Genomic DNA, 11,971 nt, shown 5'->3' on the forward strand with positions numbered 1-11,971 from the left:
TGTTGGGGCTGGTTCCATTCTCATCTCCTTTCTTCTTGGCGGTTTACTGGTGCTGTTTGCGGCCGCTGGCGTGCTGGCTGTGCTGCCAGAAGGCACTTTGCGGCGTGCAGAGGCATGGCGCGGAGAAATGCTGGCGGCGTTATGGGCCGCTATTGGGGCTTTGGCTATTACAGGGGCCAGCCTGCGCATAGAGGGGGTGGTAAACTGGTGCCCCGTGTTTGGCATGGACGGCCCTACCTTGCCCATGCTGGTACTGCTGGCTTTTGCTGGCGGGGTTATGAGCCGTGGCCACAGGGGGCTTGCCTGTGTTTTGGCGGGTCTGGCTTTTTTGGCTTTATCCCCCCTTGTGTTTGGGTTGTTGGCGGGTACGGCCCTTGTGCTGTTGGCAGGGCGGGGGCGGCAGGGTGTGTGTTTACCTGCGGCTATTATTCCGGCCTGTATTCCGGCAGATAGTCCACTTTCTCCTTACCTTATGGGCGGTATGGTGTTGCTGTTGGGGTGGGCTGTGGCCTCTCAAAAGGGGCCAGAAGCCACTGTGCCCGCGGGTATTGGTTTGTTTTTGCTAGGCCGTTTACTGTCTGAAACAGGCGTGCTTGCCCCGGTGCCACAAATAGTCTTGCTCGGCAGCGGCTGCGTTGTGGCTCTTGCCGGAGGGGTGCAGGCCTTACGTGCACGCCATGCCGTGCAGGTTGCTGCTGGGTTGGGGTGTGCTGGCTTTGGTGCGCTAGTGGTTTTGCTTACACTGGCATTAGCCACAACGCTGGAAGGGATGGAGCAATTTAGAACAGCAACCCAACTTGGTGTGGGTGCGCCGTTTTTGGCGTTACTGGCTGTTTTATGGTTGTGCCAACCCATGCAGCCAAATTTGTTTGTGCCGCCCGTAACGCAAGACCATGCACCCGCTCTGCCATTAGCGCTGCCCGCTCGTATGTGCTGCCCGGCAGGGTTTATTGTGCTGTGTGGTGGTTTGTTTGCACTTTCTGGCTTGCCCCCGTTAGGTGGGTTTTCTGTATTATGGTGCCTTATTAGCGCAGGCGAGTTGGCAACCCTTGCAGCCCCGCCCGTGCAGGCATTGGGCACGGTATTGGTTTTGGTTATGGCCGCTAGTTTTATGGCGCTTGGGGTGCTGGGGCTTTTCAGGCTAGGGTTTGCTGCCCTTAATGCGGCAGATACGGCTATAAAACCGGGCCAGCCGGGTGTGCCTTCTGGTGGGGTTTTTCAGGTGTTACCTGCCATAGTGTGTTTTGCTGCCAGCCTTGTTGTAGCGGTGCTACCGGGCGTGTGGCTGGCTTTGCAAGACCATCTTTTTGTAGGCGAGGCGGCACGCGGTTTTGCCTGGCAGCATGTTTTGTCTATTTGGTTTACCGATACCCCCGTAAGTTATACGCCGCTTTATAGCCTTATGGCATTGGTAGCGTGTGCGGGCAGTGTTGTTGGGTTGGGTATGCTCTTTAAGCTCTACCCGTTTCCTGCCCAGGCGGGTACGCGCCCGCTCTGGCAAGAAGGGGCACCTCTTTTACAGATAGAGGATGGGAGCGTGTTTCAAGAAAGAACAAACACCCACGCTACCGCTCAAATAGGCAGCATGCTGGCCGTCTTTGCCGGTATTACAAGCCAACGGCCAGAAAACTGGCGTTTTTTTGATAAAATAATGCTTTCTGCGCGTTTTATGCAGGCCTTGCTGTTTAAAGCCGTCGCATGGTGTGAAGCGCAGGGTATGGTGCTTATTCTGCTCTTTTTAGGTGCAGGGCTTGTGTTTGGGTTGTTTGCCAGCAAATGATAAACACCGTAGCACCAACGCAAGGTTTAACATGGGGGTGGGGCTTGTTGGGGGTACTAACCCTAGCCTGCCAAACAACCCTTTTGCTGGTTGTAGCCCCTTTGTTAAGTGGGTGGATAGACCGCCTTGCTGGCCGCCTAACGGGTGAGCACCGCCCATGGCCCATGGCCCGCTGGCATGAAATACGCCACCAGTTTAGACGCCCACCATTGTTAGAGCCAGCCGACAGAGCCGGGGGTTTTGTAACCCGTGCGGCTTTTTTGTTGGCCGCGTTAGGGGCCGTTATGGTGCCGGTATTTAGCCTTTGCCCCGCAGGGTTTCCGGCACCGGGGCTTTTGCTGGTGTGTGGTATGCTGGTGTTGGCGTCTCTACTGCTTTGGGTGCCACTGGTGCTACAACCGCGCACCGTTGTGGTGCCCGCTTATATGGCCATTGTAGCAGATGTGTTTTTGCTGCCCGCCTTGGTACCTGTGTTGGTTATGGTCGGTGGGCAGGATTTTTCAGAATTTCTCGTGCATATCCGCACTTTTTCACCGTTGCAGCAGGGCGCACCTTTTGTGCTTATGGGGGTTGCGCTGTTTGGTGTTGCGGCATGGCGTGGGCAACAGGCGGGGCAGGCGCTCCCGTGCCCCCTATCTGGCCCAGACCGGGGTTTATGGCTATGGGCACGAGACTGCATACAGCTGTGCTGGGTAACGCTGGCTGGCGATGTGGCCTGGCCCGGCGCCTTAGCCTTACCTGGTGATGTTGGGGTTGAAAGCTGGCTTACTGCTTGCCTGTTGGCCATAGCAGCATGGGGGCTTAAACTGGGCCTTGCCGCGTTGCTGCTTGCCACAACCCAGCTTGTGGTGTTGCCTTTGCCCCGGCGTGGCCGCGTACGGCTGGCGGCGGTCTTTTTGTTGGGCTTGCTCGCGTGGCAGGTGGCGTACCCTGTATTGGCGCCCATACCCCCCACGCAGGATAAAACGGCACAGGCCGAAAGCCAGCCTGCACTTTATGGGGCAGAGGACGGCGCAACACCATGACACTTGCCACCATATTAGCCCCCCTTTTAGCGTTGTGCATTGTCGCACGTGGTATTGGGTTTTTACCTGCCTTAGGGGTGACCACTGCCGCTGCCATGTTGGTTGAAGGGTTAGAGCCTTTACAGCAGGTGGGGGCCGGGCTGGCTGTTGCATTTGCTGTAGGGCCCGTGTGGTTTTTGAGTTTTTACCAGCAAGACAGCGCGCGCGAGCATGGTGGCCCAGCCATACCATTTTTGGCTCTGGGGCTTATGGTGGTTCTTATGTTGGCCAGTACGCGGCCGGGTTTGCCGTCTTTTCCCGCGGGTTTGTGTGTGCTGTTGGCGGGTTTGGTGGCTGTTACGTGCCGGCAAAGCATGGTGTGGCAATGGGCTGGGTTATTGACCTGTGTGCAAGGCGTGCTGCTGGCAGGCGTGCTGCAACACCAAGTTATGGTGGTGGGTGCGGCAACACTTGCGGGTGTGCTCATTGCCTTACTGGGCGGTTTGTGTGTGCACCGTCTGCGGCCGCGTATTGCGGTTGTGCGGGCCAGCGGTAAGCAAGAGGCGCGTAAACGCGCAAAAGGGCACCCCAAAGAGCCTACAAGCAAGTTGGGTACAGCCAGCGGTGCGCCTAGCCCAGATTATGTGCCCAAGCCACCCCGCCAGTTTGACCAAGAGGCAGACGAGCCATGACATTTCCTGTGTGTCTGGCGGCTTTGGCGTTTGTGTGGCCCTTGTTGGGGGCCGCACTGGTTATGAGCCTAAATACCCCGCGTAGCCGAGATGTTGCCGTATGGATGGCTGGTATTGGGTGCGCGCTGGCGGTGGCGGTCTTTCTTTTTCCCGCAACGGGTGCCGCCGGGTGGGATGATGACCCCGTGCAACGTGCTGGCCGCGTTATGTTGGCGTTTGGCCTGCTGTTAAGCGTGCTTGAAAGCGCCACTATACCCAATAGGTTGCTGCGTGGTTTACCCCATATTTCAACCGCGTTGGCAGGTTTGGCCTGCGTTACACCAGACCCTATTGTGGGCTTGGGTATTCTTGAAGCCTCTTTAGCCTATGGCGTGTTTGTTTTTAGCCGCCCTGCTGGGCAGGCTATGGCAGGGTGGGCTCTGCTCCGTACTGGTTCTGTCGGTATTTTTTTGGTGCTGGCTGGGTTGTTGCTGCCCGCAGGGCAGCCCCCTTCTGGGTTAATGCTGGCTTGCGGTATTGTTATGCTGGCCGGGCTTACTCCCTTTGGCCAGCCTTGGCGTGAAGAAAACGATACGCTGTTGTTTCTCCCCTTTGCCGGGGCGGCTCTTTTGCTCGCCATGCGCCTACGCCCCCATGGTGGAGAAGCGTTTGAAACCGCCCTTATGGCAGCAGGTTTAGCGTCTGTCTGGCTCACAGCCTGTGCTGGCCGGTCTGATAATGGCAAACATATGCGGCTTTTCCGTACTTTCCCCTCAGCTTTGGCGCTTATTGCTGTGGGCGCTAAGGCCGATGTGGCGGCTTTGCTGTTTTTATCTGGCTGGTGTTTGGCTGGGGGCAGCCGTTCAGAGCGGTTATGGGCTGCACGGGCTTTGGCGTGTTTTCCACCCGGTGCTCCGTTTGTTGGCTGCCTCTTGCTCCTTTCGGTTATGAGTGATTGGTCGTGGTTTTTTACAGTGCTGACCATTGCCGGAATTTTGTGCGCCATTGTGCGCACTGTGCCAGTGCAGGAAGGAGCAGCCCTGTTTTGGCCGCATGATGCCGCAGGGCGTGTGGCCTGCACGGTTTTGATTGTAACCGGGTTTTTAGTGCCGCTTGCCATGATGTTGGGGGCTTTTTGATGGACGCTGTGGCGCATATTCAAGCCGGGCAGCCCACATCTACCCCGTGGCGCTACCGGTTAGATGAAATGGCATGGCGTGACCTTGTTGAAGGTCTAAAGCACGATAGCCTGCCCTTTGTGGGGCTGTGGTGCGACGGCACAGACATACACGCCCTGTTTATGCCGCATGATATGCAGCCGTTAGCCGCAACCCTTGCGTTAGAAAGTGGCCGCTACCCCGCACTCTCGCCCGCTCGGCCTGTGTCTAGTTTTTATGAGCGCATGATTTTTGACCTATACGGCGCTGAAGCTATGTGGGGCACAGATGTCCGGCCTTTGGTTGACCATGATGTGTGGCAAAACAGTATGCCGTTGGCACCGGTGCCGGGGGCCGCGGGTGACAATAAAGGTATGGTCGCTGTTCAGCCCTCAGATGCCATGCAGGCAGCAAGCGGCACTGCCATGGGTAGTGGCCCTGCAACCGGCGGCTACGAGACCCCCCTGCATGTTGCTATGGTATGCGAGGGCGAGACTATTCGCCACGCTGAAACCGTATCGGGCTATGCGCACAGGGGCATGGCGCAGCGGTGGCATAAGTGCCGGGTAGATGAGGCAAACCGCTTGAGTGGCCGGTACGATGCCGGGTGCTCCGCTGCGCATCAGGCAGCGTTTTGCCAAGCGGTTGAGCACGCCTGCGGCCAGCAGGTTGGGCATGAGGTAAGCCAGCTCCGTTTGGTTGTGTTGGAGTTGGAGCGGGTTACCCAGCATTTGTTTACGCTGGCTACTCTTGCGCGGCAGGCAGGGGCGCGGCTTGTTGCGTCCCGTTGTATGTGGTTGCGCGAAAGCCTGCTGGCAAAAGCCGCGCCGGTAATAGGCTCACGTTTGATGATGGATCATAGCGTGCCGGGTGGGGTAAACCTGCGTGATACGGCCAGCATGGGCACATTATGTGAGCAAATTGCAGACCTGGCCGAAGAAGTTTACCCCCCGCTTGTTACCCTTTGGCAAAGCTACCCCGGTTTATCTGCCCGCTTGGCCGGGCTTGCTGTGGTAGAGAGCACCCTGCTTGAGCGTGTAGGGCTAGATGGCCCCGTGGCGCGTGCGGGTGGCGGAGAGTGTGACTACCGTCGTGCCATGCGCGCCTATGAGGGGCTGTGGCACTTTAACGGCGGCAGGCACAATGGCACGTTAGAAGACCGAGCCGCTATTTTGTTAGATGAGGTCGGTGAGAGCCTGCGTATTATAAAAGCCCTAGGCCCACGCCTTGGCCTGAGCGCGGGGGGGCGTATAGAGCTTACCTACGAAGACGGCGAAGGCACGGGCTTGGCCGAAGGGCCTTGGGGGGCCGTGCTGTATTGGGTCAGGCTTAAAAACGGCCGGGTTGATCAGGTGTTTATGCGCAACCCTGCTTATTCTGCCCTTATGGCATTTGAAGCCGTTTTGCCGGGGCAGAATGTGGCTGATATTGGCTTAATTCGTACCTCTTTGGGGGTTAGTGCGGCAGCGCTCGATGGGTAAAAACAATACAAAGCATAAAGGCAGGCCGTTATGGGGTTAATACGCGCTGTATTTGATGCCAGTTTTCGGCAAAGCACTGCGCGCCGCAAACCCGCTGGCCCGCGTTGGCCGCTTATGCTGTTTCATGTTGATACGGGTGGGTGTGGTGGCTGTGGTATGGAGCTTGAGGCCCTAGCCACCGGCCCGTACGACATGCAAGGGGCCGGTTTTAGCTTTGTATCTGCCCCCCAAGGGGCTGATGTATTGCTCATTACAGGTGCACTCACCTACACCATGGCCCCCGTGCTTGAAGCTGCATGGAAAGCCATGCCAACACCTAAGGGGCTTATTTGTGTTGGCAACTGCGCCATAGATGGCGGCATTTTTTCTGAAAATTATAGCCTTATGGGTGGGGTAAGCCGCAAAGTGCATATTAATTTGCGTATTGCGGGCTGCCCCCCAACCCCAAAAGATATTTTAGACGGGCTTTGCTCGCTTTTTGCCCAGCATAGCAAAGCGACCGGCGCAGCTCAGGCAGAAGCCGGTGTTTCTTCTTCGTCTACGACGTCTTCTTGAAGGTCTTCAGCGGCTTTTTTCAAGCGTTTAAAGCTAAGCAGGCTAAGCGGCAGCAACAGCATATAAATTATGCCAGCCGCAGCAAGCGCGCCCCACGGGTCTGCCACTAAAATAACTGTATACGCCACCGTACCCAGCATAACGGGCAGCACAAAATGTGCCGGCACTTTAAAGTTTTTAAACGACCAAACCGGCAGTGTAGAAACCAGCAATAAAGCGGTGCTTATAAGCGTAAAGCTGGGCAAATAGGGCAGGCGTGTAAGGTGGTATAGCCCTTCTATATTCAGCTTTTGTGCCTCTAACCCCAAAAAAAGCGGGAAGAGTGCTAAACCTGCACCAGCGGGGGCTGGTACGCCGGTAAAAAAGTTGCTGGCATATTTTGGTTTGGCGTCATCATCGTCCAGCATGGCGTTAAAACGGGCCAGGCGGAGCGCCATACAAACCGTAAACATAAGGCAGGGCAGAAAGGCATAACGCCCGCCGTCTCTTAACGCCCAAAAATACAGCAGAAAAGAGGGGGCTACCCCAAAGCAGACAAAGTCTGACAGGCTGTCAAACTCTGCTCCAAAACGGGTAGAGCCACGTAGCAGGCGGGCAATACGGCCATCTAGCCCGTCAATAAACGCAGAAATAAGCAGGGCTATACCCGCAGCCTGAAAGCGCCCATCTACCGCAAAGCGCATGCCTGTAAGGCCCGAACATAAACCCAGCATGGTTAAAATATTCGGGATAAGGCGGTTAAAAGACATACCTTTTATTTTGGTACGCACCCTGCGCCGCAAGCGTTTGCGGTGCGGGGGCTTGGCCCCACCACCCCCTCTGTTTGCACCAAAGGGTTGGTTGCCAGACGCAACACCTTCGGGTTGAGTAGGTGTTACACTGCTGTTTACAGGTGGTGTGGGCGGAGTGGTGGGCTGCATGCTCACGGGCTTAGAGGCGCGCCATCACGGTTTCGCCGCCAATCATGGTCTGGCCAACGGCAACCAGCGGCTCAACACCCGGTGGCAGGTACAGGTCTGTGCGTGAGCCAAAGCGAATAAGGCCAAAACGCTCACCAGCTTCCAGCTTTGTTCCTTCACTTACGCTGCATACAATACGCCGGGCAATTAGGCCTGCAATTTGCACAACAGCAATCATACGGCCATCGGGCAGGGTCAGGCTTAGGGCGTTACGCTCGTTCAGTTCAGACGCTTTATCAAGGCTTGCGTTCAAAAACTGGCCGGGGTGGTAAGCAATGCGGGTAACCGTGCCCGCAGCAGGGATACGGTTAACATGTACGTCCAGCACAGAAAGGAAAGTAGCAATGCGCCATACCGGTGTTGTGCCCATGTCCAGCTCTGCTGGGGGAGCAACTTTTTCGATAGACACAATACGGCCATCTGCCGGGGCTACCGCAACATCGGCACGGGCTGGTGTCTGGCGCTCTGGGTCACGGAAAAAGTACAGGCAAAACCCAAAAAACAGACCGCTTGCCGTGCTAACCAGCTTGAGTTTGGGGCAAGACAGTTTTTTGCCCAAGTAACGGGTTACAACCGTGGCCGCACCTGAAGCGAGAAGAAAAGGTTTAGCCTCTGGGTGGGGTGGGGCCATAACCATTTTAAGGGAACCAAGTAGAGACATCGGGCAGATCCTTGAGGGTCAAAACGCAAGCGGGAACAAAAACAGGGGGCATAAAACGCCCCCTTATGGGCCTAAGTTCAGGCTTTGGCGGTTAGTGTTTCACGCACAGCGGTAAAGGCTTCTTCAACAGCGCTAGCATTGGGGCCACCAGCTTGCGCCATATCGCGCCGGCCACCACCCCCTTTGCCACCCATGGCAACGCTGGCGGCTTTAACAAGTGCGACTGCATCGACTGTCTCAACTTTTTCAGGCGTAACGGCGGCAACAACGCTGCCTTTGTCTCCTGCGGTAGAAATCAGCACAACCACATCTGTGTTGCCCTGTTTCAAGATGGTTTCTGCCAAACCTTTGAGCTCACGCGGGGCGGTGTCACCCAAGTTACGTGTGGCAAGGCGTAGGCCTGCAACCTCTTCTACCCCGGCAGCCGCCGCATTCCCTGCAGCTAACTGGCGTTGCAGGTTAGAAATTTGGCGTTCCATAACCTTGCGTTCTTCAAGCAGCATGGCCAGCCGTTCTGGGGCTTCGGCTACACCAACTTTAAGCATGGCGGCAAGCTGGGTTAGGCGCTGCTCGTTTGCGACAGACAGGTTTTCAGCGGCTTTGCCCGCAACGGCTTCAATACGGCGCACACCAGCAGAAACCCCATTTTCTGAGGTAATGCGGAACAGCCCAATGTCGCCAGTACGGTTTACATGCGTGCCGCCGCACAGCTCGATAGACCATGCGCTTTTGTCGGTATCAGGTGTGCCCATGGACACCACGCGCACTTCGTCGCCATATTTTTCGCCAAACAGAGCCATAGCGCCTTCGGCTACGGCTTCTTCTGGGGTCATGGAGCGGGTAACAACGGCTGAGTTTTCACGAATAAGCCGGTTCACTTCCGCTTCCACCTCGGCCAGTTCTTCGGTGGTAATGGGGCGTGGCTGGCTTACGTCAAAACGCAGGCGGTCTGGGCTGTTCAAGCTGCCTTTTTGGGCAACATGCGCACCCAGTTTACGGCGCAGAGCCTCGTGCAGCAGGTGTGTTGCAGAGTGGTGGGCGCGAATGGCCGAGCGGCGGTCATGGTCAACCGTTGCCGTAACGGCTTGGCCGGGGCGCAGAGTGCCCTCTGTCACCGTGCCGTAATGCACAATCAGATCGCCAGCTTTTTTCTGGGTATCTGTAATGGCAATACGCAGGCCTTTAGCGCTTAGGGTTCCGGTATCTCCGGCTTGGCCACCGCTTTCACCATAAAAAGGTGTTTGGTTAAGCAGCACTGCAACCTCAGACCCAACGGGGGCTTCGGTAACCAAGCTGTTGCCTATAACAACGCCTTGCACTTCACCATCGGCCTGCTCGGTTGAGTAACCCAGAAATTCTGAGGCACCAAATTTATCGCGGGCTTCAAACCAGACGGTTTCGAGCGCTGTATCACCAGAGCCTGTCCATGCTGCGCGGGCGCGTTCGCGCTGCACGGTCATGGCGGTTTCAAAACCTGCAACATCAACGGTGTGGCCTGAGCCACGTAGAGCGTCTTGGGTTAGGTCAAGCGGAAAGCCAAAGGTGTCGTACAGTTTAAAGGCAACATCACCGGGTAGGGCGGCACCGCTTGAAAGTTTGTCGGTTTCTTCAGCCAATAGGCCAAGGCCGCGATCAAGCATGGCTTTAAAGCGTTCTTCTTCGCCGCGCATGGTCTCACGAATAAGCGCTTCAGCCTGTACCAGTTCTGGGTAAGCTTGGCCCATTTGCTGAATAAGCACGGGCAGCAGTTTATAAAATACAGGCTCACGCGTACCCATCATGTGTAGGTGGCGCATGGCGCGGCGCATAATGCGGCGCAACACGTAACCTCGGCCATCTTTAGACGGCAGAACACCATCAGCAATTAGAAAGGCGGTTGAGCGCAAGTGGTCGGCAACAACGCGGTGGCTGGCTTTAAAGGGGCCATCAACAGCTTGGCGTGTTAACTCGGCAGAGGCTGTGGTCAGGGCCACAAACGTATCTGTATCGTAGTTGTCGCGTTTGCCTTGCAGAATGGCGGCAAAGCGTTCTAGCCCCAGCCCGGTATCGATAGAAGGGCGTGGCAGCGGAGAGCGCACACCCGGTGGGTCTTCAAAAAACTGCATGAAGACCAGATTCCAGATTTCAACAAACCGGTCGCCGTCTTCATCGGGGGAGCCAGGTGGGCCACCGGGTACATCTGGCCCATGGTCAAAGAAAATTTCAGAGCACGGCCCGCACGGCCCTGTATCGCCCATGCGCCAGAAATTATCTGTGGTGGGAATACGAATAATACGGCTGTCGTCTAGCCCTGCAATAGAACGCCACAGACCTGCGGCTTCTTCATCTTCTGAGTAAACAGTTACCAGAAGCTTGTCTTTTGGCAGGCCAAAGTTTTTGGTGACCAGTGTCCAAGCCAGCTCAATTGCTTCTGGCTTAAAGTAATCTCCAAATGAGAAATTGCCCATCATCTCAAAAAATGTGTGATGGCGGGCTGTATAGCCTACGTTATCAAGGTCGTTATGCTTGCCGCCTGCACGCACCACTTTTTGCGCGGTTGTGGCGCGGGAGTAAGGCCGGGTTTCCTGACCTGTGAACACGTTTTTGAACTGAACCATCCCGGCGTTTGTAAACAGCAAGGTGGGGTCGTTACGTGGCACCAGAGAGGAAGAAGGCACGATTTGGTGCCCTTTTCCAGCGAAGTACTCCAAAAAGGTGGTACGGATATCGTTTGTGGTCAGCATGGCGTGAGGCAGACGATCCTGAAACTGTGTTGGGCACGTGATTACCCAAACCCGTGCAGGCCAAATTGCCTTTATACGGTTTGGAAACGACTCCTCACGGCCAGGTTGAGATAAGCAACGCTTCTTTAACCCAGTGTTGTATGTAGCGCACCCGGCCTTTTACCGGAAGGGGGTAGCCGTGCGCTCTAAGGCAAGGGGCTAGTGCGCATTGGAGTTGGGTGGAGAAGCAGGTGGCTCATGGTGGTGAAGCTCAACAGCAAGGTCGAGCAACTCAATTGTGTTTTTAGGTGCTTTTTCACGAAAAACTAATTTCTGACTTAAGTTGAAATTAGCAAACATGCCTGCAAAAGCGCCTGCGGCTAAGGCAATAACGGGCTGCTTAACGCAAAGGGGCACGGTATAAAATAAGGTATAGACCGTGCCGCGATTAAGCAAAAACCCGCAGCTATTGGCCAATAAAAACCTGAGCCACTGTAAAATAGGGTGGTCGGGGCATACGGCCCCTTTAAATGTCCAGAACCTGTTTAAAATCCAGTTTAGGGTTGCTGCAACAAAATAGGCAATAAGTGTTGCTGCGGTTAACCCAATAAACGGGCGCAGGCCGTAAACTGTGCCAGAATCCCATAAAAAGCCAAGCGCACCAACGGTGCCAAACTTGAAAAATCTTAACGCTTTTGCAGGCACAGTTATGCCAGCAATGGTTAACGACTGCGGTGGGGGGCAGGATGAATTTTCAGTCACGCTCAGGGTCTAGGCGAAAGCAAAGGGGGCTTCAATAAAAAAAGAGGCACCCGAAGGTGCCTCTCTTCTTTGATCGCGAAGATCGAACCGAATTAGTGGAGGATGATTTCCACACGACGGTTCTGTGGTTCGCGGGTGTTCGGGCCAGTTGCCACGAGCGGGTGAGCTTCACCGTAACCGTGGATGTCGATGGCAGTAGCAGGTACACCGTCACGGATCAGTTCAGCCTTCACGCTGTC

11 protein-coding genes are annotated in these 11,971 nt (G+C 55.8%); 6 read left to right on the forward strand and 5 right to left on the reverse strand.

From position 1 onward, the window contains the following. Nucleotides 1-49: 49 nt before the first annotated feature. From Abor_RS03420 to Abor_RS03445, 6 genes are read left to right on the forward strand one after another with little or no spacing between them, the layout of a single operon-like run. A complete protein-coding gene (locus Abor_RS03420) occupies nt 50-1,780 on the forward strand; it encodes a hypothetical protein (RefSeq protein ID WP_146855097.1) in 1,731 nt (576 codons plus the stop codon). Beyond that, on the forward strand, nt 1,777-2,805 hold the full coding sequence (locus Abor_RS03425; protein WP_048840449.1) for a hypothetical protein: 1,029 nt from the start codon (nt 1,777-1,779) through the stop codon (nt 2,803-2,805). Before Abor_RS03420 ends, Abor_RS03425 begins: the two co-directional genes overlap by 4 nt. Continuing rightward, entirely contained in the window at nt 2,802-3,476 is a 675-nt protein-coding gene (locus tag Abor_RS03430; protein ID WP_052946347.1) for a hypothetical protein, read from the forward strand. Before Abor_RS03425 ends, Abor_RS03430 begins: the two co-directional genes overlap by 4 nt. Next, nucleotides 3,473-4,594 (forward strand): hypothetical protein, encoded by a 1,122-nt coding sequence (locus Abor_RS03435; RefSeq protein ID WP_048840450.1) that lies wholly within the window; start codon nt 3,473-3,475, stop codon nt 4,592-4,594. Before Abor_RS03430 ends, Abor_RS03435 begins: the two co-directional genes overlap by 4 nt. After that, nucleotides 4,594-6,093 (forward strand): NADH-quinone oxidoreductase subunit D-related protein, encoded by a 1,500-nt coding sequence (locus Abor_RS03440; protein ID WP_048840451.1) that lies wholly within the window; start codon nt 4,594-4,596, stop codon nt 6,091-6,093. The genes Abor_RS03435 and Abor_RS03440 overlap by 1 nt, the downstream gene beginning before the upstream one ends. A gap of 30 nt (nt 6,094-6,123) precedes the next feature. Further along, nucleotides 6,124-6,648 carry an NADH-quinone oxidoreductase subunit B family protein gene (locus Abor_RS03445; RefSeq protein WP_048840452.1) on the forward strand — a complete coding sequence of 175 codons (525 nt, stop codon included), beginning with the start codon at nt 6,124-6,126 and terminating at the stop codon, nt 6,646-6,648. Here Abor_RS03445 and Abor_RS03450 read toward each other — a convergent pair. The 5 genes from Abor_RS03450 to Abor_RS03470 form a co-directional block, all read right to left on the reverse strand. After that, entirely contained in the window at nt 6,603-7,568 is a 966-nt protein-coding gene (locus tag Abor_RS03450; RefSeq protein ID WP_084594348.1) for a CDP-alcohol phosphatidyltransferase family protein, read from the reverse strand. The genes Abor_RS03445 and Abor_RS03450 overlap by 46 nt on opposite strands. A gap of 10 nt (nt 7,569-7,578) precedes the next feature. Beyond that, the gene (locus Abor_RS03455; protein WP_048840453.1) at nt 7,579-8,268 is read right to left on the reverse strand and encodes a phosphatidylserine decarboxylase; all 690 of its coding nucleotides are present in this window, start codon (nt 8,266-8,268) and stop codon (nt 7,579-7,581) included. 77 nt (nt 8,269-8,345) lie between these two features. Continuing rightward, complete coding sequence (gene alaS / locus Abor_RS03460; RefSeq protein ID WP_048840454.1) at nt 8,346-10,991, reverse strand: alanine--tRNA ligase; 2,646 nt, start codon at nt 10,989-10,991, stop codon at nt 8,346-8,348. A gap of 198 nt (nt 10,992-11,189) precedes the next feature. Continuing rightward, a complete protein-coding gene (locus tag Abor_RS03465; RefSeq protein ID WP_048840459.1) occupies nt 11,190-11,690 on the reverse strand; it encodes a GtrA family protein in 501 nt (166 codons plus the stop codon). Nucleotides 11,691-11,824: 134 nt separating this feature from the next. Further along, nucleotides 11,825-11,971, reverse strand: a 147-nt coding sequence (locus Abor_RS03470) for an OmpA family protein (RefSeq protein WP_373853225.1), incomplete at its 5' end; no start/stop codon positions are given.

Origin of the sequence: Acetobacter orientalis (assembly GCF_000963965.1) — a bacterium.
GTDB classification, from domain to species: domain Bacteria; phylum Pseudomonadota; class Alphaproteobacteria; order Acetobacterales; family Acetobacteraceae; genus Acetobacter; species Acetobacter orientalis.